19 protein-coding genes are annotated in these 21,831 nt (G+C 66.3%); 5 read left to right on the forward strand and 14 right to left on the reverse strand.

Annotated elements, in window-relative coordinates:
* Positions 1-204: 204 nt before the first annotated feature.
* Positions 205-777, reverse strand: a complete 573-nt coding sequence (locus tag JZ791_RS46790; RefSeq protein WP_216894051.1) for a hypothetical protein — start codon at positions 775-777, stop codon at positions 205-207.
* Positions 774-1,742 carry a helix-turn-helix domain-containing protein gene (locus tag JZ791_RS10585; protein WP_216894052.1) on the reverse strand — a complete coding sequence of 323 codons (969 nt, stop codon included), beginning with the start codon at positions 1,740-1,742 and terminating at the stop codon, positions 774-776. Before JZ791_RS10585 ends, JZ791_RS46790 begins: the two co-directional genes overlap by 4 nt.
* Positions 1,743-1,971: 229 nt before the next feature.
* Here JZ791_RS10585 and JZ791_RS10590 point away from each other — a divergent pair, with 229 nt between their 5' ends.
* Together JZ791_RS10590 and JZ791_RS10595 are read left to right on the forward strand one after the other, a co-directional pair.
* Positions 1,972-3,171 (forward strand): FAD-dependent oxidoreductase, encoded by a 1,200-nt coding sequence (locus JZ791_RS10590; protein WP_216894053.1) that lies wholly within the window; start codon positions 1,972-1,974, stop codon positions 3,169-3,171.
* 217 nt (positions 3,172-3,388) lie between these two features.
* The gene (locus JZ791_RS10595; RefSeq protein WP_216894054.1) at positions 3,389-3,853 is read left to right on the forward strand and encodes a hypothetical protein; all 465 of its coding nucleotides are present in this window, start codon (positions 3,389-3,391) and stop codon (positions 3,851-3,853) included.
* A gap of 29 nt (positions 3,854-3,882) precedes the next feature.
* Here the strand turns inward: JZ791_RS10595 and JZ791_RS10600 are convergent, their stop codons facing one another.
* Positions 3,883-6,606 (reverse strand): ATP-binding protein, encoded by a 2,724-nt coding sequence (locus tag JZ791_RS10600; RefSeq protein WP_216894055.1) that lies wholly within the window; start codon positions 6,604-6,606, stop codon positions 3,883-3,885.
* A 208-nt stretch (positions 6,607-6,814) separates the two neighbouring features.
* Here JZ791_RS10600 and JZ791_RS10605 point away from each other — a divergent pair, with 208 nt between their 5' ends.
* Positions 6,815-7,855, forward strand: coding sequence for a TauD/TfdA family dioxygenase (locus JZ791_RS10605; protein ID WP_216894056.1), 1,041 nt, complete (start codon positions 6,815-6,817; stop codon positions 7,853-7,855).
* Between the two features lie 48 nt (positions 7,856-7,903).
* On the forward strand, positions 7,904-9,178 hold the full coding sequence (locus JZ791_RS10610) for a scyllo-inosamine-4-phosphate amidinotransferase (protein WP_216894057.1): 1,275 nt from the start codon (positions 7,904-7,906) through the stop codon (positions 9,176-9,178).
* Here JZ791_RS10610 and JZ791_RS10615 read toward each other — a convergent pair.
* A complete protein-coding gene (locus JZ791_RS10615) occupies positions 9,171-10,589 on the reverse strand; it encodes a helix-turn-helix domain-containing protein (protein WP_216894058.1) in 1,419 nt (472 codons plus the stop codon). The two genes, JZ791_RS10610 and JZ791_RS10615, sit on opposite strands and share 8 nt — an antisense overlap.
* Before the next feature lie 208 nt (positions 10,590-10,797).
* Here JZ791_RS10615 and JZ791_RS10620 point away from each other — a divergent pair, with 208 nt between their 5' ends.
* Positions 10,798-11,133, forward strand: coding sequence for a hypothetical protein (locus tag JZ791_RS10620; protein WP_216894059.1), 336 nt, complete (start codon positions 10,798-10,800; stop codon positions 11,131-11,133).
* Positions 11,134-11,217: 84 nt separating this feature from the next.
* Here JZ791_RS10620 and JZ791_RS10625 read toward each other — a convergent pair whose 3' ends face one another.
* The 10 genes from JZ791_RS10625 to JZ791_RS10675 form a co-directional block, all read right to left on the reverse strand.
* Entirely contained in the window at positions 11,218-11,841 is a 624-nt protein-coding gene (locus JZ791_RS10625) for a Uma2 family endonuclease (RefSeq protein ID WP_216894060.1), read from the reverse strand.
* 69 nt (positions 11,842-11,910) lie between these two features.
* Positions 11,911-13,275 carry an MFS transporter gene (locus tag JZ791_RS10630; RefSeq protein WP_216894061.1) on the reverse strand — a complete coding sequence of 455 codons (1,365 nt, stop codon included), beginning with the start codon at positions 13,273-13,275 and terminating at the stop codon, positions 11,911-11,913.
* A 208-nt stretch (positions 13,276-13,483) separates the two neighbouring features.
* A complete protein-coding gene (locus JZ791_RS10635) occupies positions 13,484-14,347 on the reverse strand; it encodes an inositol monophosphatase family protein (protein ID WP_254205508.1) in 864 nt (287 codons plus the stop codon).
* Positions 14,344-15,543 (reverse strand): alpha-D-ribose 1-methylphosphonate 5-triphosphate diphosphatase, encoded by a 1,200-nt coding sequence (locus JZ791_RS10640; RefSeq protein WP_216894062.1) that lies wholly within the window; start codon positions 15,541-15,543, stop codon positions 14,344-14,346. Before JZ791_RS10640 ends, JZ791_RS10635 begins: the two co-directional genes overlap by 4 nt.
* Positions 15,540-16,490, reverse strand: a complete 951-nt coding sequence (locus JZ791_RS10645; protein ID WP_216894063.1) for an ATP-binding cassette domain-containing protein — start codon at positions 16,488-16,490, stop codon at positions 15,540-15,542. Before JZ791_RS10645 ends, JZ791_RS10640 begins: the two co-directional genes overlap by 4 nt.
* Before the next feature lie 3 nt (positions 16,491-16,493).
* Entirely contained in the window at positions 16,494-18,803 is a 2,310-nt protein-coding gene (locus JZ791_RS44910; protein ID WP_254205509.1) for an alpha-D-ribose 1-methylphosphonate 5-phosphate C-P-lyase PhnJ, read from the reverse strand.
* Positions 18,800-19,891 (reverse strand): carbon-phosphorus lyase complex subunit PhnI, encoded by a 1,092-nt coding sequence (locus JZ791_RS10660; protein WP_216894064.1) that lies wholly within the window; start codon positions 19,889-19,891, stop codon positions 18,800-18,802. Before JZ791_RS10660 ends, JZ791_RS44910 begins: the two co-directional genes overlap by 4 nt.
* A complete protein-coding gene (phnH, locus tag JZ791_RS10665; protein ID WP_216894065.1) occupies positions 19,891-20,475 on the reverse strand; it encodes a phosphonate C-P lyase system protein PhnH in 585 nt (194 codons plus the stop codon). Before phnH ends, JZ791_RS10660 begins: the two co-directional genes overlap by 1 nt.
* Positions 20,476-20,542: 67 nt before the next feature.
* Complete coding sequence (locus JZ791_RS10670) at positions 20,543-20,998, reverse strand: phosphonate C-P lyase system protein PhnG (RefSeq protein ID WP_216894066.1); 456 nt, start codon at positions 20,996-20,998, stop codon at positions 20,543-20,545.
* An 83-nt stretch (positions 20,999-21,081) separates the two neighbouring features.
* A complete protein-coding gene (locus JZ791_RS10675; protein ID WP_216894067.1) occupies positions 21,082-21,819 on the reverse strand; it encodes a GntR family transcriptional regulator in 738 nt (245 codons plus the stop codon).
* Positions 21,820-21,831: the final 12 nt, after the last annotated feature.

The raw sequence follows: 21,831 nt of genomic DNA on the forward strand, positions 1-21,831 counted from the left end.
CAGGGATCTGCTGCTGCGAAAGTTTTGCGCCGGGAAAGGCCGCGAGCATGGCGTATACAGGAAATCTGCGGCGTCTATGGTTCGAGGTAAAGGGCCCACGCGTGTACCTTTCATAATACCAAGCTACCGCTCGAGATATACGGAAATGGCCTGGAAGGTACGGATCATAATTTCGCATATTCGGCGATAGCAACAGTGCTTATTTCACTGTACCGCTCGAACTCGAGGATCTGGTCCTGATCCGAGTACCCCGGAGCAAGTCTCCAGGCGCTCGGTTGCGCAACCTACACCCTTGCAGCGGTATGCCATCAGAACATCCGACCGCAGGGACAGTAGGTCGAAAACGTGGTCCAGGGTTTGGCCGATTTGGAGGTTCTGGTCGAGAAGGGCCACTTCATCCGGGCCACAGCTGGTCCATCCCAACTCGTCCGAGCTGCACAACATACCGTGAGAGGACTGGCCGCGATAGTTTCGCTTGCGCATCTTCTTCTTGCCGGGGACCCGCGCTCCCGGCGGCGCGGCAGGCACCAGATCACCCGGACAGAGTTCGCGGGCACCGCCGTAGACAACTTGCCTCTTGAACCCGTCGCCGAGGTCGATGATGGCCAGTCTGATACGTTCCGCGTTCGGATGCGGCGCGACCTCTATGACTCGTGCGATAACCACACCCTGAGTGCGCCCGAAAAGGCTCCCCCACACAACACACATACTCTTAAATTGCCGAGAGTATTGTGGCGGGCAGTCCGCATCCAATGACATCTCGCGGAATTGGCTCATGCACGAGTACCTTTCGCGGCACCCGGCGCTGAGCTGGTATCACGACCAGGTTCCGGAAGCAAACGCTCCAACACTTGCGAAGCAAGCAGTCTGTGTTCTCGATCCATCAGAGAGTGCTCGAAGTGGCTCGACGACCCCGATTCGATAAATCCTATCCGACCATCTTCTCCGATATACGACTCGACATATTGATATAATACCGGACTTTGGCTGCGCAGCCCCGGTACATCCAACTTGAAGAGGCAGAAGCCAACATAAAAAATATCCGAGGCAACACTGAATGTACAGCGATCGAGATCACTGGGGCTCAACTCTTGCCGCAGGAGCAGTGTACGAAACTGCTGGATGAGTGAATCACGATTCCGCATTTTCGGCGAGAGTACGAAATGATAGCTGCGCTCCCTGGCGAGATTCTCCGCTACGACCGTGAGGAAGCGCCCCGCAGCCACCCCCTGTTCGACATCGCTCTTCACCCTGATGAGATCCGCGTTCAGATCCATGGCCGCGATCGTACTGACCTCGCTGAATCGTTCCAGTTCGAGGGCCTGATCCTGGTCGACCATGCCATAAAGAGTTGCCGGGCGCTTGGCGGCGACCTGTGCCGCCGCCGCGATGTGGTCGGTGACTATCGTCCCGATCTTCGCGACGAACGCCGACTGTGCGGCGAACTCGGCTCGCATGGAGTTGAGGCGGGTTTCCATGTACCGGGCGAGCGGACCATAGTCCAACGTACCGCTCGCGTCGGCGACAATGTCTTCGCCGAACATCAGGTAGTCCAACGAGACCCCGAACAGGTCGGCGATCGCTACCAGCTTGTCCACGCTGGGTGTTGTCTGACCGTTTATGTATTGAGACAAAGCGGCTGGCGTGATGCCGAGTTCGGCGCTAATTCGCTTTCGGTTACCTCGATAGTCACTCTCGTCGATGAGACGCCTGAGTGTCGCGGCCAGCTTCACCTCACGCACGCCTGTATCCCTCTCCTAAGGTCCACCGCTACGCTGCGGGGACCTGGTGGGCCCGCTGCAGGGGGCCCCGAGGCAGCCCTCCGACGTAGACTGCCGTTAGCAGGACACCTTGTCAAGTCGGACTCGCCGACAATTCCAAAGTGATTAGTACAGCTTGAAATGGGTAATTATCAGGCATCCGGGACCGTAGGGCTCGAGGCCCCCGATCCAGCGGAAGAGGTGCCTGACGATGTACAAGCGTTCCTACGGTAGCAGCAAGGCAATTCGGCCGGAGACCTTCCGCGAGACCGCGTTGCGTACTGGACGGGCAGTTGTTGTGGGCCACGGGATTGTGGGCCATCAAGTCGTCTACGAGTTGTTCTCGGCCGGGCGGCGTGCGTCCAGGCCGATCGAGATTCTGTGGGTCGCGGATCGGCACGATCGGCGGATCGCGAGCTTCGGCGCCAGCGGCTGTCACATGCCGTTCCTGAATCGGGATCCCCGGGCCGCAGAGTGGGCGCGACGATCGTTCCAGCGCTGGGATATGCTGTACGAGTTGGGGTTCGGCGACTTGCTCGGGCACGCAGAGACCGTATTTCTCACCCGGGAAGATCGGGTCGAACTCCCGCCCGGACATCCAGGGACCGCGAGAATGGCTGCCCCGGCTGACTTTTCGCCCTTCTACCATCGAGCGGCCGTCCTGGACAGCGGATCGGTGGTATCAGCTTGCGCACTCATGCCCCGCCTGTTCCGCGCGGTCAGCGACCTGCCCGGTGTGACCGCACTCCCGCGTCATCTGAGCGACATCGGTGATCTGCTGACCATGACCGTGGAATTCGGCGCGGAACTCGCCTGCGTCGCCGCCGGTGATCGAGCCCAGTTCCTGCTCGGCGAGCGGCGGATCGAGGGAGACTTTGGCGCACTGCTGCTGATCGATCTACACAAGGTGCCTGAGCCGTTCGATCGGATGGTGCTGATGGACCAGGACCGGGAGCACGAGCTGACCTACAGCGTTCCGCACCGGGCATGCGGGCACGTATGCCTGGGCGGTGTCTCCGGCAGACTGGTTACCGAGCCAGAGGAATACGAGGAACTCGCCCGCGGACTCGACGATCCGGCCCGCGTGCCCCGGTATGTAGTCGACGCGATCCACGAGATCCGAGACCGGGTGCTCGAACGACTTCCCGTCTTCGGCCCCGCCCTAGCCGCCGGCGACTATCTATCCTGGTATGGCCTGCGCCCTGCTGCGGAACGTGCGATCGCGGAGTGGGTTCCGTGGAGCAGAACCGGAAACCTCGGCGTACTTCATCTCGGCGGGCTGGGTGGATCCGGGTTCACGCTGACACCCGCATTCGTCACGGATGGCATGAATATTCGCAGACCGACACAGGGCATCGAGACCCACTTCGAATCCCATCTCGGCAGGCCCACACCGGCACACTCCTCGTAGCACATCGCCGGATCACCGCGAAGAAGTCGGACACTGCGGGCTCGGCCGCCCTGCCTGCCCAGCGCACCGCCCGCGCCCAGCCGCAGCACGGGACGGGCGTTCGGACCGTTGCGGCGGTGCACGACTGCTAATATGTGCTGTAGGTGGCTCGTCATGGTCGTGTTTCGATGGTGCTGAAGCCTCTTTCGTTCACGGCCCAAAGGCAGGTGTGCAGTTCATGACTCGCAACGCCGCCGAAACGCGGCTCACAGTCGGGTTCTTGGCAGCCATCGTGTCGCGGCTGGGCAGCTTAGCCCATGAAACGGCCACATCCGAACAGGAGCTCATCCGGTCTGCCATTGTCAAGATGCTCGATTCCTTCGATGTCGTCGGTGATATCAACCCGATCGTGGGAGCGTCCGAGGTCGACGTCCACCACATTTCCTGCGTACCGTGCGCCCGATCCGCTGATTTCGACGCACTATCCGGCATGGTAGTCCACCAGGGAATCCGGCGGCGCTTCATAGAACCGACCGACATCTGCATTGATGCGCATACCTCCCAGCGGCTCATCGAGTTCTGTGATGCCGCCGGGCTGAGCAGGGCCCGGGCAATTCGGAATGCCGTAGATCAGTATCTCTTCGATGAGGTCACCGGGCTCACTGTGTCGACAGCGGCCGACAAGGCGACCACAACCGACTGATCCCCGGTAACAAGTGATCGTTCGCACCGTCAGGACAGACCCAATTCCGAGAGATAAGCCTCGGCCGCAATGGCTTCCGGTGCATCGATTCGCCGGTACACTGCGACCGCCTCTCGCAGTTGCTCGATACCGCTGATATCACCGATACTCACTCGGCACCGGGCGATGCCCTCCAGCGCACGTGCCTGTTCGAGTTGGCTGCCGACCTCGCGGGCGAAACCGAGAGCCTCGGTGAAATTCTCCATTCCGGCGTCCGGCATACCAGTTTCCAGCAGCAGCGTCCCGATATCGATCAGCACTTCCACCTCACCGCGCCGATTACCGAGCTGATGGAACAGTGCCCGCGCCTGCGTATGCGCGTCAACAGCCTCGGCGTACAGACCGGTCCGGGTCTGCACGATACCAAGATTGTTCAACGCATTCGCCTCACCCAACCGATTACCCAACTTGCGATAAAACTCCAACGCCTGCCCATGCAAATCAACCGCCTCCGCATGCAAACCCGTCCGCGTCCGCACGATACCAAGATTGTTCAACGCATTCGCCTCACCCAACCGATTACCCAACTTGCGATAAAACTCCAACGCCTGCCCATGCAAATCAACCGCCTCCGCATGCAAACCCGTCCGCGTCCGCACGATACCAAGATTGTTCAACGCATTCGCCTCACCCAACCGATTACCCAACGTATGATAAAGCGCCAATGCCCGCTGATGCAGATCCGCGGACTCGACGTAATCACCGGTCTCCTCGTGCACGATACCGAGATTGTTCAAGGCATTCGCCTCACCCAACCGATTACCCAGCGTGTCATAGAGCGCCAATGCCCGCTGATGCAGATCCGCGGACTCGACGTAATCACCGGTCTCCTCGTGCACGTTGCCGAGATTATCCAGAACGTTTGCCTCACCGAGCCTGTTACCGAGTCGGCGATACAGTACGAGTGCCGCGTCGAGCCGGCCGACAGCCGCGTCGTAATCTCCGGCTCGCCGGTGCACGGCGCCGAGGTTGTTGAGCGCACCGGCCTCACCAAGGCGGTCACCGAGATCCCAGGCGACATCGACCGCCCGCTGGTGTAGCTGGCAGGCCAATGGCCACGGTCCGTCCCGGTCCAGTAGCCCCCCGAGCACTCCGGTCAGGGCGGCAACCCGGTCGCGATGACGATTCATGGTGTGGTCGAGGCAGGCCAGCAGGTTGTCTCGCTCGAGGCGCATCCACTCCAGTGCCTGAATCTCGTCGCCGAACTCGCGGGCGGGCACTCCCCCTGCCGGGACGGCACCGGATTCGCGGCCAGGACGAGTCGACCGAGCCAGCCAGCAATCCGCTGCGGTAGCGACGTGCTGGAAGTAGTCGAGCAGTTGTGCTCGTGCGTGATCGGAGCCGGGTTCGGCGCCCGCCAGCGCATGGGCGTACTCACGCAACAGATCGTGCAGCCGATAGCGACCATGGACGGGCTCGTCCAGAAGATGGTCGGTATACAGCGATTCCAGTTCCCATCGCGCCGCCTCGACATCGATGCCGGCGAGCGCCGCCGCGGCATATGCGTCCAGGTCAGGTCCCGGATGCAGCCCCAATCGGCGGAACAGCAGCTGACGCTCGGACGGCAGCTCTCGATAGGACAGATCGAACGCGGCACGCACGACCCGGCTCCCCGCATCGAGCTCACCGAGCCGGTCCCTCGCGGCGCCGAATTCGTCGGCGAGCGCGCTGATCGTCCAGCTCGGATGGTGTCCCAGGCGACCGGCCAGCAACGTGATCGCCAGCGGCAGGTACCCGCACATCTGCACGATCCGGGCCACCGCTGCCCTATTCTCCGGATTCTCGACGGTGCGACCGGCCAGTGTGGTGAAGAGCTCGGCTGCTGAGCCGGGATCGAAGATCTCCAGCGCCAGCGGCACCGCGTTGTCCAGGATGAGAAGCCGGCGGCGACTGGTGACCAGGGTCAGACATTCGGGGGTGGCAGGAAGCAGCGGTTCGATCTGAACAGCGTCGCGGACGTCGTCGAGCACCAACAGCACTCGCTTGCCGGTCAACCGGTCTCGCCACAGATCGCGCCGTCCCTCAAGGGTGGAGGGCAGGTACCGGATATCCACACCGAGGCCGATCAGTAAGCCTCCCAGCACATCCGCCGGATCGGCCACGGCGCGGCCGGGGGTGTGCGCGTGCAACTCGACGAAGTACCGGCCGTCCGGATACCGATCGGCCAATAGATGCGCGGCGCGCGTGGCCAGCGCGGTCTTACCGACACCCGGCATGCCGTCGATGATGTAGATCGGCGCTCCCGCATCGGCCGCGGTCACGATGCGCTCCAGTTCGACCTCACGGCCGATGAACGTGCGGATATCCCGGCGCAGCGCGTTCACAGCCGGACGTGACGGCGGGTCTCCCTCCGGCATTGGATCCGGTGGCACGTGCGCGGGCTCCCTGAGCACTCGACGGCGTGTTTCCAGCCAGGCCGGCAGATCCTCCTTCGCGACACCACAGCACCACAGGTAGATCTCCAGCCTGTTGTCCTGCCCAGAGCCGATCCGGTTGCCTTCGAGCCGTCTGCCCTTCTCCATATCCTCGATGAGATTTTTCGTCAGATCGACGAATCTGGGGACACCACCATTGTTTGGATCGGTTGCCTTTTTCCCGAGTTCACGAATCGAGAGGTCGGCCGCTTCCCGAATTATACGCAGGGCGCCACCGAGTTCGAACGGCGTCGTCAGCGTATCGAGATATTCGCGAGTCACCGACCGATTCGGATTCATGATCACTGCCTGCCTCCCCACTCATCGGCGACCGCGGTCGCCGCATGTCAACAATTGTCCGGCACCGTCGGCTTCCTGTCCGCCGGACACCTGTAAAACGCGACGAGCCACTGCCGATTTGTCCGATCCGATGTCGGACGCCGAGGTGATTCGGATGTGCTGTGCACAGCGGCCGATGCGCCGCAATCGGACACGAAGGACCACCACCATGAATCCGAATATGGCCCCACGAGCTTCGAGCGGCGAATGTGCCGCCTCGGGTGTGAAATTCTTCGCCGGTGCGTTCGATCGGCTCGCTCACGATGAGGTCGTGACGCTGTCGGAACGGGAGGCGGCTCAGGTATGGGCTTCTGCGTTGCAGGCGGTCGCCGCGCGGCACGCCGGCAATGATCCCGTCGAGGTCGCCGCAGGTCTGATCAGCGGTCTTCCATCGAGAGTGACTGTCGCCCTGCATCGCTTCCGCACGGTCGGCACGATGCACAACGCCTTGTTGCTGCGAGGAATGTGCGCGGATCTCACGGATTTGCCGGTCACTCCGGCCACCTCGACACCGGCCGACGCGCTGCCGGTGGTCGAGGCTGCCGCGCTGGTGTTGCTGACCATATCGCTGGCGCTGGGTGAACCGTTCACGTTCCGGTCGCTGTACGAGGGGCAGCTGGTGCAGCATGTCACCCCGGTCCCAGGTCGTGAGAACACGCAGACCGGTGGCAGCAGCATGGCGGCGTTGCAGTGGCATGTCGAGGACGCTTTCACCGACGACCGGTGCGACCACTTCGGACTGCTGTGTCTGCGTGGCCATCCCGGAGCCGTCACGGTCCTGGCGCCGGCCAGGTGTCTCGACCTGTCCGATGATGTCGTCGCGATACTGCGCCAAGCGCGGTTCACAATCCACCCGGACACCGCGCACGATCTCCCCGACCATACCGAGCCGATGGTGATCCCCGTACTGACCGGCCCCGCCGCCGACCCGGAGATCTGCTTCGACGCGATCTACCAGCATCCTGCCGACCCGTCGGACCACCACGCGGCCGCAGCACTGAAGGCCCTGCGGGCCGCTCTGGACCGCGCCGCGATCGGTCTCGAACTGCAACCCGGTGATGTACTGCTCGCCGATAACCGGCGAACGGTCCACGGCCGCACCGTATTCCACCCTCGATACGACGGCACCGACCGCTGGCTGCTGCGCACCATGACGTGCGCATCGATCCGGGCGCACCGCCGCCGCGGGGCAATACGCGCGCTCAACTGAACGCCTTCCCCCGAATATCCGACCCCCTGTGTTCGAAAGGACAGCGCCATGTTCTACCCACGCACGCCCCAGCAGAAACCCGCGCCCCAGCACTCGCTCGTGTCGCCGTACCCACTCACCCCGCGGCCGCTCATCACGCCGCGGCCCCCCGTCAAGCCGCCGCATCTCATCGCATCGCCGCACCCGATCACGACAGAGCTTGCTCCGGCCCGGGCATGTCCTGTACCCGGGCCGGTCGGCTCGGACGACGAATTCAGCCCGTTGGCGGAGGTGGTGGTCGGCCGGGCGGACAGCGCTCGGATCCCGCCGCTGGACCGATCCGCGCGGCTGAACCTCTACCCCGATCTCGACGCGGATGAGCTGGCGCGGATCCCGGTCGGCGCATTCCCACCCCGGATCCTCGCCGAGGCCGCCGACGACCTCGACGGGCTGGCGAACCTCCTCGCGGGCCTGGGGATCACGGTGCATCGTCCCGCTCCGGTCGACCACGCCCGTGAATTCGGCACACCGCACTGGCGCACCAGCGGCTTCTACTCCTACTGCCCGCGCGATCTCGCCCTGATCGTCGGCTCGACCATCATCGGTACGCCGAGTCCCATGCGGGCGCGCATGTTCGAGCTCGCGGGCCTGCGGGAGCTGTTCCAGCAGCGCATGCTCGCCGGATCCGCCTGGATCGCCGCTCCCCCACCACAATTGCGGGACGAGCTGTTCCCGGACGACGGCGACGGCCGCGTCGCCCTGGGAGAGATCGAGCCGGCCTTCGACGCCGCGAACGTCCTGCGCTGCGGTCGCGACCTGTTCTATCTGGTCTCGGCCAGCGGCAACGAACTCGGCCATCGCTGGTTGCAGACCACGCTGCGCGCCCTGGGCGACTACCGCGTGCACCCGATCAGGGGCGTCTACCCGTACACCCATATCGACTCCACCATCAGCCTGCTGCACGAGGGCTTGGTCCTGCTCAACCCCGAACGCATCCAGGACCTCGAACAGCTGCCGGAACCGCTGCGGTCCTGGGACCACCTCTGGTGTCCGCCCATGGCCACTCAACCATGCTCGTCCCGATATCCGTTGTCCTCCATATGGATCGGGATGAACCTGCTGATGGTCCGGCCCGACCTCGCCGTCGTCGACGCCGCACAGCACGACCTCATCGCCGCACTGCGACGCCGAGGCGTCGACGTCGTCCCGCACACCCTGCGACACGCGCGCGTTATGGGCGGCGGATTTCATTGCGTCACACTCGATCTGCGCCGGGACTCCAGCCCGGCGCGGCACCCGGTGCCCGCGGATGGATCCGGGCCGCGCGGCGAGCCGATCATGTGAGCATGTCCCGGCCGATGGTCGAGTCCGCGGCCGAGGACTCGACCAGTTCGCGGACCTCCGCGACGTGACGGAGGGAGGCGCGGTCGGCCCCCAGGACATCGAGGATCTCCACGGCCCGTTGCGGAACGAGCCCGGAGTGGAATTCGCTCGGCAGATGTCGCCACGTCGTCGTGATCGTGTGACAGCCCCATTCCAGTTCGCCCGCGTCGATCCGGGCGGCGGCCTCGTCGAGGTGCATCAGCGCCTTACCGACCTGATCATGCTCGGCCAGTGGAGAATTCAGCACCTGACCGCGCAGCGGTATTGCCTCGGTGTGCGCCCCGACCAGAGTCAGGGAGCTGGCCTGACCCCAGCGCAGCAGATACTCGCTGATATGGAACCCGTCGGCCACGCAATCACCGTCCGGAAGCATGGCGAACATCCGGTCGGCATTGCGAACCGCGTCGAAACTCTCGCGGCGACGCCCCATGCGTGCCTGGATGGCAGCCTCGGCGAGAAAGCCCAGGACCGCCGACGAGCTGGCCCGGCCCGGTCCGGCCGATTGGGCGGCGTGTGCGGCCGCCAGACCCGGTCTGAACTGGTGGTGGAAGCCGCATGCGTCACTTGTCCCGCTGGCGATCCATGCCTGCACCATCGTGTCCTCGGACAGTCTGGCAGCGCGGCGGGCGATGCCATACCACTCGAATGTGTCGCCGGCGCTGGCGACATCGGTGAGCCGCGAGGCGATGAGCCCGGCGTTCTTGGCGAATACCCGATACAGCCGGCGCCGGATGTCTTCGGTCGTCGTACTCAACAGGCACGCCTGCACGCGAGCCAGGTCGACCATCCGTGCGGGAATGAACTGTCTCGGCGAGGTGTAGAGCTCATATCCGCTCTGCTCGGTGAGTTCCTCGAGCAACTCGACATAGGACGTCGTCGCGCGTCGGCCGCCGGGTGGATCGAATTGCTCGCCGAACAGTCCGGCAGTCGGTGATGCCGAGATGAACATCGCACCTGTCGCGGCAAGGCCCACGAATCGACGCCTATCCATGATGTCCTGGACTCCGTTCTCTGAGACCGGATCCGGATCCGAATAGTCGTGCCCGAAACCGAGCCGGTCGGGTCTGGTTCGGTACAGATAACACAGCGCGTCGAGGTATCGCGGGGACGGCATGTCCTGTTCGTGCTCCCATCGGGACAGCCGCTGATGGCTCAGGCCCTCGCTCGGGGTCCCCCGCGACGCGAGGATCTCCTTGAGTGCCTCGATCGCCTCGACCAGGGTGTAGCCGCAGGCTATTCGATGCGCCCGCAGCAACGACAGGCCGCAGTGCCGGTGCACCGCCAGCGCGACCTCGTAATCGGAGCCGCCCGCGATCTTGGTCTCCCGGGCGACGCGACGCGCACACCTGGTGGTGTGTGGGGCACCTGTCATGCGGACCACCCGTTCCTTACCGGGATCGCTGGAAATCAAGCGTATTCCGCACTGCGCGGGATGTCGATCCCGGCTTTCGGTCTGCACGATTTGCGTGCATTACCGCTCCGGCAGGCGCCGATTGAATTGATCCGTATTCACATACCAGTATTTCCGGATCATACTGACGACGTCATCCGACAAATATCTCTCACGAAGAGGGCACAAGGTGACTTTATACTCCACCGCATGGTCGATCAGCAGCGACATCACCCCGGAGCGAGCCTTCCGGGTGTCGACCGACCGCGCCAACACATGGCAGCTGAGTTGGCTCGCCGGCCGGATGCTCACCCGCGATCAAGCGATCGTCGGCATGGAACTCGATGAACTGCTCAGCGATCCCGGCTACGTATTCGATCGTCTGCAGATCTCCGAGGTCGACGAGCGAGCCGGCCTGCTCGGAATCCTGAGCGAGCAGGCGATAATCCTGCTGGCCCGGCGAGTCGCCGAGCGAATTCGAATCACGGAGGAATTCGAGACTCGCGCCGATTATATCGACGCGTAAAGCCGAAGGCCGCCGTATACCCCGGAAATGCGGCGGTCTTCGGTTCCCCAGCGCATTGCCGCCGGATATCGCGCTGCGACAGGATCACAGAACCAGGTCGGTGAGCCGATCCCAATCGATACGAATCCGGATCGGCACATCGACGGCGGCTCCCAAATCGGGCCGCAGTTCCCGGACGAATTTGTACGCCCGGGTCTGATGGTCCAGTACGTGCACCTCGATGCCGTGGACGGAGTTGTCCTCGAGGGTGACGATCCAGTACCAGGGGATCCCGGCCGCCGCGTACTCCGCCATCTTCTCAATCCGGTCGGATTTCGCGTTGTCGTACGAGATGACCTCGATGATGACCTTGATATGCCGGGCCGGGAGGGGACGCGCCTCATTCGGCGCACATTCGAACAGGGCGGCATCGGGTCTGCGGATCGTCGCCCTGGGGACCTCCCAGAGGACTACCTCTAAGCCGGCATCGGTATCGAGACAGTCCTCCGGGTTGGCCCGCATATAGTCGCGCGCCGCTTCCTCGATCATGTTCGTGATCTGACGGGCGGCCTTCTGATGCGCCCTGGTCGCCGGCTCGCAGCGGACCGCATTACCGTTGACGACCTCGACGCGTCGGCTGAACTCCTCCGGGAGCCGCCGCCAGATCTCGACCGTGATCGGCTCGGGCTGAAGGTTGTCGGCAGTGGCCCAATCGAAGATCGCGGACATACCGTGAACCTACTGCGATGGACCGACAACAACCGCTCGGCCGGCCGCCTCTCGACCTACCGGAGCGCCTCAGTTCAGCGCTCGCCCCGAGGGTTCCCGGAGCACCAGGGTCAGAGGGATGCCGATCAGAAAGACCACTCCGGCAAGGAGTTCGGTGTGCGGAAGGCCGATGTCGGCCAGGAGGACAGGAGCGACCAGAGCGCCTACGTATGCGCCGATCTTGCCGATGCCCGCGGACAGGCCGTGGGCGGTGGCTCGGACGCCGATGGGGAACATTTCGGCGCCCAGGACCATGGTGGTCAGGCAGGGACCGAAGGTCGATCCGAACGACGACATGCCGAACAGGATCACGAACATCGCGATATGGGTGGTGACGCCGGGGAGCAGGCCGATGGCCAGCAGCGCAACGCCGGATACCGCCAGGCCGATGATCTGCTGGACGCGACGCGGGATGCGGTCCATCAGCCAGATGCCCGCGCACAGGCCGGTGAGCGCGAAGACGACGGCCAGGATCAGGTTGATCGCGGTCACCTCGACCGGCGAAGGGTGCGATATGACGCTGTTGATGATCGCCGGCTGCGAGATACTGTTCCCGTACACCGCAACGTCGTAGGCGAACCACGCCCCGGCGGTGCCGAGCAGCGTCAGCAGCAGCGTCCGGCTGGTGAACAGGGTGCGCCAGGAACCGCGCGCGCTCGGCCCGGCGATCTGCTCGCCGGCCTTGTCCACCGCGCCCGGCAGCAGGCTGTTCAGGTCGCGGACCGCCTGCGGCCGGTCGCCCGAGAACGCGGTGAACCGCGGCGACTCCGGCATACGGCGACGGCTGTAGAGCACCCCGAGCGCGGGCAGCGCGCCCAACCCGAGCATCAGCCGCCACGCGAGGTCGTGGTTCACTCCGGCCGCCAGCAGGGTCAGGCCGACCATGAACGCGCCGATCTGGCCGAAGGTGTACGTGGAGAACATCATCGCGACCTGTTTGCCGCGACTGCGCCGGTTGGCGTACTCGGTCATGATGGTCGCCGAGATCGGGTAATCCCCGCCGATGCCGATACCCAGGACGAACCGGGCGATAAGCAGCCAGGTGAAGTTCGGCGACAGCGCGCTGCCCACCGCGCCGATCACCATGATCGCCGCCTCCAGGCCGTAGATCCGCTTGCGCCCCACCAGATCTCCGAGCCGTCCGAACAGCACGGCGCCCACGAAGGACGCGATCAGCGAGGTACTGCCGATCAGCCCGACCTGTCCGGCGGACAGGTGGTATTCGGGCTTCAACAGCAGCAGCGCGGTGGAGATGACGTTCAGGTCGTAGGCGTCGGTGAAGAAGCCCATCCCGGACACCACCGCCGCCTTCAGATGGAAGATGCTCGGCGGCGCCTCGTCCAATGCCCGGTTCACCTGGTCGGTCTGCGGCGGATGTTCCAGGGTCGTAGTCACGCGATGTACTCCTTCACGATTTCCCCTGCTCGACGGCTCACGCTCCTCTCGTTCGGTGAATGCCAGCCGAATGCCCGTGGGACGAAATCGAAAGCGCCCGGGAAGCCGCCAGCAGGTTGTCGCCGGTCGAAACACCTCCCGGCAACGCGGTACTGCGACGGCTACCCCCGGATGAAGGCGAGCCGTCGCAGTACCGGGTTCGCGTGGATCAGCCCCTGATCGCCGCCGCGATCTCCTCGGCCAGCTGCGGGGTCGCCGCCACCACCCCCGACCAGCGCCTGGTCAGATCGTTGTCCACGACCAGCGGTCGGCCGTAGGCATCCAGCACCGCACCACCGGCGGCGGGCACCAATACCATCGCCGCCGCCAGGTCGACGATGCGGTGCGTATCGGTTCCGGCGTCCGCGAACGCGTCGGTGGACCCCTCGGCCACCAACGCCGCCTCCAGACAGCTGGTGGACAGGATGCGAACCCGAGCGGCGCGTTCGGTCACGCGCCACCACGCGTCGCGGTTGCCGTGCGGATGCGGGCGCAGCAGGCTGATCGCGCCGCCGTCGAGCGCGGTGCGGCCGGTAGTACGAAACGGGGTGGGGCGGCCCGCGACCGCGTGCCAGCAGCGGCCGGTGTCCAGCCAGCAGGTGAGCGATTCGGTGAGCACGCCGTCACGGCTGACCGCCGCGGCGAAGGCGGACAGCGGCACGCCGGCGGCCGCGTTGGCCGTGCCGTCGACCGGGTCGACGACCAGCGTTGTCGCGGAACCGTTGTCGATGACGCCGATCTCCTCGCTGAGCAGGTTGATCCGGTGTTTCTGGATCACCTCGGCGATGGCGGTGTCGACCGCGAGATCCAGCCGCATCGTCGGGGTGCCGTCCGCGCCCATCTGTACCTTCTCCGCGAGTTCTTCACGGTCGAAACGCCTGCGGGCCAAGCGGAACGCGGTGACCGCGGCACGCGCGGCCTCGGCGAGGATCGGGCTTACGTCGTCGGGCACAACCGGGTCCGGGACCGGCCAGCCGATCATGCGCGGACGCTGCCGCGCGCTGTCGGCGGCGTCCATCGGTCGCTCGCTCATCGCGGCACCGCCGACAACACCGCGCGGACCGCGGGTCCCGCGTCGACGTCCACGATCGCCAGATCCGCACGGCTACCTGGAACCAGACTGCCCCGATCGGTGAGCCCGGCCACGGCCGCGGGTCCGGCGGTTATCAGCCGCACCGCCTCGGGCAGCCCGACCGCCCCGTCACCGGCCAGCCCGAAACATGCCGCCAGCAGCGCCGACGGCAGGTAGTCCGAGGCCAGACCGGTGACCAGACCCCGCGAAATCAGCTCGACGGCCGACACGTTGCCCGAGTGGGACGAGCCGCGCAGCACGTTGGGCGCGCCCATCACCACCGGCATACCCCGGTCCCGGGCGGCCGTCGCGGCCTCGATCGTGGTGGGGAATTCCGCCACGGCCCCGCCGCGTTCGGCCAGCTCCGCGATGGCCTCCGCGGAGTCGGGGTCGTGCCCGAGCAGCCGGATCCGGTCCCCGCGCGCCAAGTCACCGAGCCAGCCCAGGATCTCGGTGCGCGCCTGTTCGCGTCCGGTGCGCTCGGTGATCAGCTCGTCGACGTGCGTGCGGGCCTCCTCCGCGGACAGCCCGTCGGTGCTCATCACGTACTTTTCCATGTAGCTGCGATCGACGTACTGGCCCTGGCCGGGAGTGTGGTCCTCATGGGAGACCAGCGCCCGCTCCCCCGCGCCCGGCAGTTCGGCGCGCAACACCTGGGCTCCCTCGGGAGAACGGATGTCCAGGCGGTACAGGATGCGATGATCCACCGCGCCTTGCCTTCTGGCCCGCACGCAGGCGCAGAGTTCGGACGCGGTCGCCACCGTGCGCGCGGTGCCCCGGCTGGTCTTGTGCTGGAAACTCGCGCCGTGGAACACCGTGGTCACACCCGCCGCGGTGAGCTTTCCCTCCAGCGACACGATCGCGAACTCCCACGGCAGCGGCGCGGACGGGCGGGGCAGGCGTTCGCGCTCGAGTGCGTCGCTGTGCACGTCGACCAGTCCGGGCAGACACAGCAGTCCACCGCCATCGACATCGGATCCGGTTCCGGCCGGGTGGGGCGAGACCTCTTGAATCAGCCCGTCCCGCACCACGATCCGAGCGTCGTCGAGGACGCGCTCCGGCAGCACCGCGCGAACGTGGCCGAGCACATAATCGTCCGGCGGGGCGGCCAGCGGCCATGCCTGAGCGGACGGTTGAACAGGTTGAGCGACGGTCACTTCGCCACCTCCATGGTCTGGGAATCGAGGCCTGATACCTGAGCCCTGGAACCAGGACCGCGTTCACCGGCGGGACCGGCCGGGGCTTGCGGCACGGCTCCGCCGGGGCTTGCGGCCGACGCGCCGGGGTCGCGCGCAACGGCATCACCCTCGGCCTGGGCGTCGGACCCGCCCGCGAGCGCGCTATCCGGCGGTGTACCAACGCTTTCCGACGAGGCACCAAGGCTTTCGGCCGATGCGCCCGGCCCCTGCGCTACGACGCGACCATCGGCCATGCGCAGGGCGCGGGTGGCCAGGCGCCGGACTGCGGCCATGTCGTGGAATACCGAGAGAACCGCGACACCGCGGTTCGTCAGGTCCGCGATCAGGTCCAGTGCGAGGTCGCGGTTGGCGGGGTCCAGGGCCGATACAGGCTCGTCCAGCAGTAGTAGCCGGGGCGGTGCGACCGTGGCGGCGGCCAGGTTGATCCGCTGGCGTTCGCCGCCGGACAGGACGCCGCAGTCGACATCCCACAGGACCTCGTCCAGGCCGAGCGCCCGCAGCGCGGTCGCGGCGGCGTCGCGGGCCTGGTCGGCGGGCACACCTCTGCGCCGGGCGGCCGCCGCGACGACGGCCAGCGCACTGGTACGCGGTGGCGCGGTGAGAAACTGTGCGACATAGCCTATCTGGCGTCCACGCAGCCGGGCCAGCGTCCGGTCGGGCAGGGTGGTCAGCTCGATGGGATCCGAATCGATGTGCAGGACAACCGATCCGGAGTCCGGCAGATAGGTACGGTAGACACAGCGCAGCAGGCTCGATTTGCCCGCACCGCTGGGCCCGACGAGGGCCACGTGCTCTCCCGCTGCGACGTCCAGATCCACGCCGTGCAGCGACTGCACGGTGCGGCCGTCGATCGTGTGCAGGACAAAGGTTTTGCGTAATCGGCGAACTCGAAGGGTGGGGTGCATGGCCTATCTCCTGGCCGCGGCGACCAGCCGCTGGGTGTAGGGGTGGTGGGGGTCGTTCAGCAGTTGGTCGGTCAGGCCGCGCTCGACCACGCGACCGGTCTGCATGACCAGGGTTCGATCCGAGAGCGCCTCGATCACCGCGAAATCGTGACTGACCACGACCGCGGCGATATCGCGCTCGGACAGCAAGCCGCGCAACAGATCCAGCACCCCCGCCGCGACCGACGCGTCCAGGCCGGTGGTCGGCTCGTCCAACAGCAGCACCGGGGGCTCGATGGCCAGCGCCTTGGCGATCTGCACGCGCTGGCGCATACCGCCGGAGAAGGTGCTGACGGGATCGTCCATACGCTGCGCCGGAACCTCCACCCGCTCCAGCAGTTCCGCCGCCCGGCGGCGAATCGCGTGATAGCCGCGCCACCCCGCGGCGGTCAGCCGCTCGGCGATATTCCCGCCGGCGGTGATCCGCAGATCCAGCCCCGCGGCCGGATCCTGGTGCACCACGGCCATCGTGCCGATCCGCAGCAGCCGCCGCGCGGCCGGATCCAGCCCGACCAGATCGGTACGACCGCCGTCCAGGACCGACAGCCGCACCGACCCCTCAGTCGGCGTCTCGTCCCCGATGATGCAGCGCAACACGGTCGACTTGCCCGAACCCGACTCACCGATCAGCCCCAGCGCCTCACCGGGAGCGATATCGAAGCCCACATCCCAGGCAGCCACGACCGCACCGGTACTCGGGCTGACAGCGGTGCCGAAGTCCGGACCGGTGCCCGCGACATCCGCCCGGCCGCCACGGCCGTACAGCTTGCCGAGACCGTCCACACGCAGGATCCATTCCTGATCGGATGCGCCCACGGTGCCGCTGGCACCTGCCCGGCCGAGAGCGGTTGCACCCCCGCCGAAGCCGGACCCCGGGTTCCGTACAAGCACACCGGCCGCACGATCCGAGGTGGCCGTCGCCGCTGGGGCGAACACGATCACGCCCGAATCGGCCTCCCCAGGAATACCGTCGCGATCGGTTGCACCTTCGACAGATTCGCCGTGCGCCGTACCCGCAATCACTGCTCGGCCGAATACCGGCGCGCCCGAGCCCGAAACAACCTCCACAGAACTGTCGTCGCGATCGGTTGCACCTGCGCCGTATTCGCCCTTCGACCTGCCCTCGATCGCTGCCTGGCCGAAGACGACCTCACCCGAGCCCGAAACCGCCTCCGCAGAAATACCGTCGCGATCGATTGCATCTGCGCCAGGTTCGCCCTTCGACCTGCCCGTGGCTGCCGGTCGGTCGAGTGTGGTTGGGGCTGAGGCCGATTCAGCAGCCTCCGGATTCGACCTGCTATCAGGGGCGACGGCGATCCTGGCGCGAGCATCTGCACCGGCGACCCGCTCAGACTGTGCCAGCGCGCGGCGGGTCGGGTCGGGCAGCCAGGCCAGGGGTGCGGTGTTCCGGTGTTTCTCGGTGTCGGCGTCGTTATCGGAAACCCTTGCGCACCATTCGGTGTCGCTGCATGCGTAGTCGTCGCCGGCTTCGACCAGGAAGGTGTCGGTGCTGCCGCAGAGGGCGCAGCGGGCGTCCGGGACGTGTTCGACCTCGAACGGGACGTCGTCGAACGCGAGCGGGGTGACGTCGGTGTGTGGCGGGATGGCGTAGATGCGCTTCTCCCGGCCGGCGCCGTAGAGGTTGAGGTGCTCGCACTGGTGCAGGCGGGGCACGTCCCAGCGCGGGACGGGGGTCGTCGACATCACGTAGCGGTTGTTCACCAGCACGGGGTAGCCGGTGGACCTGGTGATCACCCCGTTGCGCACCAGATCCTCGTAGAGGCTGACCCACATCGCGGAATAGTCGGCCTGGGCGTGCATCCGTGCGCATTCGGCGACCGACTTCTGCACGCCGCGCAGCGGTTCGGGCACCGGAACCTGATAGACCAGAACCTGGTCGCGACTCAGCGCCTCCTCCGGCACCCGGTGGCGGGTCTGGATCACGCTGGCCGCGCGGGCGTCCGTGGTGGACGCGCAGCCCTCCGACGCGGTGACCAGGCGGCGCAGGTTGGTCGCGTTCACCCCGCCGTCGTCGCCCTGGTCGATCACCTTGAGCGTATCGTCCGGGCCGACCACGCCGAGGGTGACCTGCAGTCCGCCCGAGCCCCAGCCGCGGGCCACCGGCATCTCGCGGGAGCCGAACGGGACCTGATATCCCGGCACGCACACCGCGACCAAGGTGGCGCGGCGGATCTCGCGCTTGGTGCCCTCGTCGAGCAGGCCCGAATCGGCTTGCGCTTCATCGGTTTCGGCGAGTAGTTCGAGTACGGTCATCGGCAGTCCTCTCCGAAGGGTGAGCTGGGGCGCGAGACCTCCGACCGATTGGCCAGCTTGCGGTCGACCATGGATCGGAAGGTGACGTAGTGCGGAAGTTTCAGATGTTCCAGGAACCCACCGGAATCCAGGCCGTCGACGGTGAGCAGGAGCAGTTGCTGCAATGTGCCGGTGGTGTCCGAGCGGCGGCACGCGATGTCCAGGTTGGCCATGGCGATGGCCTTGCGCTCGTTGTGGCCGAAGCACAGTCCGTAGCCGACGTCGAATTTGGTCCGGTCCTCGCCGGATCCGTTCAGGTCCTCGATGGCTTCCGCCTCGGTTACCCGGATTTCACCCACGGCGACCGGATTTCCGGTGTGCGGGTGCCGGATTCGCAACGGCACCCGGCCGTGCCGCACCTCGCCGAGCGTGACCTCGTGAATGTGTCCGTCGGGGCCGAGAATCGAGCGGTACCACAGGGATACCAGCGCCCCGGTCTCTCCGCGCGCCATACTGGCCAGCACCGCCGAGCGGTGGGCCGGCGGGCGGGGAGCCTCGCGGGTCACATCGAACGGCTCGGTATCCGGCTCGGCCGGCTGCGCGGCCATCAGGTCTTGTTTGCGCAGCACCTCGGAGAAGCGCGGCAGTTCGCGCCGCACGTCCGGGGTGCTCGCCGCCGGTGCGGGCTCGGGCCGCCCGGTCGGCGCCGACGACTGCCTGTTCAGGATTCGACCCGTGTAATCGGTTGTCCGGCCGAGTAATTGCGGACCACCCGGCGTTCGGTTCGCGGGCACGATCCGGCGCAGTGCTGTCATCTCGTCCGGATCGATCGGCTCGGTGATCGCGAACCGCGGCAGCCCGGAACGATAGGCCCGCACCAGATGCGCGGCCTCCAGCGTATCGCCCTCGGCCTGCCGAAACGCATCGGCCGCGAGAGCTTCCGCGTACAACCCCGCCTCGCCCAGGATCCGGTCGACGGCCATGCGGAACCGCTGGATGATCTGCGCGCCCGAAACCCACGGCGACCGCGCGTGATCGCGCTTACCGTGTACCAGTCGCTCGGCGGCCAGGATCGCCTCCATGCCGCCGCGCACTCCCGAATATCCCATCAGTACTCCTCGATCACGGTGCTGCGCGGAATTCCGGCCAGCCGTCCGTCCGCCGTCAGCAGCACGACGTCGATTCCCGCCGGAAACTCGATCAATTCGTCACGCACGGACCAGAATTCGTCCGGCAGGCCGATGACGCCCAGCGCCCGGGACCCGGGCACGCCCGGACCCGACAGCCGCAGCGGGCCGTCGTCGGTCAGTTCGGAGACCGCGACGAAGATCTGAGCCGCCGCCTGCGGCTCGGCGGCGCTCGCGGGGCTCAGTGCGCGCAGTTCGTCCGGGTGCGGCCGGTCCAGCGCCGCGACCAGCCTGGCCACCGATAGCTCGGCGATCGGCGCGCCGGTCGCGGTGGATACCATTGCGGCCCACCGGGAATCGCCGGAAATCACGTGCACCGGTGTCATCAGATCGGCCAGGGCCAGTACCGGCAGCAGCGCGGCGGGCGTCGATCCGGAGACCGGTATGCGGCCGATCTCTCCGGGCCGGGCCATCGCGTCGAGAAGACCGCGAAATACCTTCTGGCTCAACGACGGCGACAGCTCCGCGAGGGCCGTGCGCTCGTCCGACACTTCCGTCGTACTCACGACTCCACCTCGCTCACGTTCGGCACCGTCATGCGTACAGTGCCCTGTGCTGATTGCTTCGGTCCGCTCACCGCAGCTCCTCGAAACGAACAATGGTCGGTTCCAGCTCGGCCCATTCGGCCGCCTCGTCGTCGCGGATGCGCTCGGCGACCCGCACGCAGAGCGCGTCGACCTGCTCGGCACGAGTCGCGTCGGACTGAGCGGCGGCATCCAGGATGGCCGCCGCCAGCACCGCGGGACGATCCTCGTCGGTCCGCATCGCCCACCCGCGATATCCGGACCATTCCACCTCGGCCCGGCAGACGAGCACATCGCCCAGCAGGAATCGTTGTCCCACAATGGGTTCACGCACCTGCGCGGTGATAGTGCCCAGCTCCGGGGCGACGATCACCACCGGATCCGGATCGATACTCAGGCACGTATCAGCCAGTTCGATCAGTTCCGCGGGCTCGGCGTAGGCCAGCAATTCGGTGCGGCGCTCCCGGGACAGCGGAATCTGTTCCGGGACAGTATTTTCTGACATCCGTCCTCCGTTCTCGGTAGATCTTCGCGCCATGGCGAGGGGCCTGGCGCGATCGACTGTGCGCTCATGGCCTCGGCACACGGTCACGACACGTCAGCGCCGGGATGCTTTCCGTCGCCCATCTCGACGACGATGCTCACGGAGTCGGTACGCGTCCAGGTCTTGCTGCACATGACCGGACGCCCGCCCTCACCGTCCCGGCTCATGCTCTCCACCAGGTACACCGGACGGGTGCCCTCGATATCCAGCGCCTCGCTCAGGGCCGCGTCCGGCACCGCGATACCGACCCGGCACCACGCGCGGGTGGGCAGCACCCGAGCCAGCTGGCGCAGGATCTCGTCGAGAGACTCCACCGTTCGCGCCGCGACCTCGAGCTCGGCCAGCACGTCCAGCGGAATCCACTCGTTGGTCCAGGAGACCACCAGCCCATCCACGAAGTACTGCCGAACCAGGAAGTGCGCCGGTTCGCCCGGCTCGCGCTCGAGCCGCGCGGCCAGTTCCCGCGGCAGCGGCACGGTCCGCAACTCCCGCACGACCGAGCGAGGCTCACCGCCGGCATCCCGGACGGTCTGGTGCCAGGACGGCGTCCGATCGGGTGACAAGACGTAGTCCATGCGCCAGCTGACGTAGGTGCCGGACCCCCGAACCCGCCGGACCAGCAGCCGCCGCTCCAGCTCCTGCACCGCGGCCCGGGCAGCGGCCCGGCTCACCCCGAACCGCTCCGCGATCTCGTTCTCACTGGCGATCTTCGTGCCGGACGGCAACCCCGCCAACTCACCGGCCAGCACCTCGGCCGTTTCCAAATATCGCACGCCATTCACAGGTAGCTACCT

The organism is Nocardia alni, assembly GCF_019038435.1.
Taxonomy (GTDB): Bacteria; Actinomycetota; Actinomycetes; order Mycobacteriales; family Mycobacteriaceae; genus Nocardia; species Nocardia alni.

Coding starts and splice junctions, on each gene's coding strand:
- JZ791_RS46790 (WP_216894051.1), bottom strand. CDS start 777: ATGAGCCAATTCCGCGAGATGTCATTGGATGCGGACTGCCCGCCACAA.
- JZ791_RS10590 (WP_216894053.1), top strand. CDS start 1,972: ATGTACAAGCGTTCCTACGGTAGCAGCAAGGCAATTCGGCCGGAGACC.
- JZ791_RS10595 (WP_216894054.1), top strand. CDS start 3,389: ATGACTCGCAACGCCGCCGAAACGCGGCTCACAGTCGGGTTCTTGGCA.
- JZ791_RS10600 (WP_216894055.1), bottom strand. CDS start 6,606: ATGAATCCGAATCGGTCGGTGACTCGCGAATATCTCGATACGCTGACG.
- JZ791_RS10605 (WP_216894056.1), top strand. CDS start 6,815: ATGAATCCGAATATGGCCCCACGAGCTTCGAGCGGCGAATGTGCCGCC.
- JZ791_RS10610 (WP_216894057.1), top strand. CDS start 7,904: ATGTTCTACCCACGCACGCCCCAGCAGAAACCCGCGCCCCAGCACTCG.
- JZ791_RS10615 (WP_216894058.1), bottom strand. CDS start 10,589: ATGACAGGTGCCCCACACACCACCAGGTGTGCGCGTCGCGTCGCCCGG.
- JZ791_RS10625 (WP_216894060.1), bottom strand. CDS start 11,841: ATGTCCGCGATCTTCGATTGGGCCACTGCCGACAACCTTCAGCCCGAG.
- JZ791_RS10635 (WP_254205508.1), bottom strand. CDS start 14,347: ATGAGCGAGCGACCGATGGACGCCGCCGACAGCGCGCGGCAGCGTCCG.
- JZ791_RS10645 (WP_216894063.1), bottom strand. CDS start 16,490: ATGCACCCCACCCTTCGAGTTCGCCGATTACGCAAAACCTTTGTCCTG.
- JZ791_RS44910 (WP_254205509.1), bottom strand. CDS start 18,803: ATGACCGTACTCGAACTACTCGCCGAAACCGATGAAGCGCAAGCCGAT.
- JZ791_RS10660 (WP_216894064.1), bottom strand. CDS start 19,891: ATGGGATATTCGGGAGTGCGCGGCGGCATGGAGGCGATCCTGGCCGCC.
- JZ791_RS10670 (WP_216894066.1), bottom strand. CDS start 20,998: ATGTCAGAAAATACTGTCCCGGAACAGATTCCGCTGTCCCGGGAGCGC.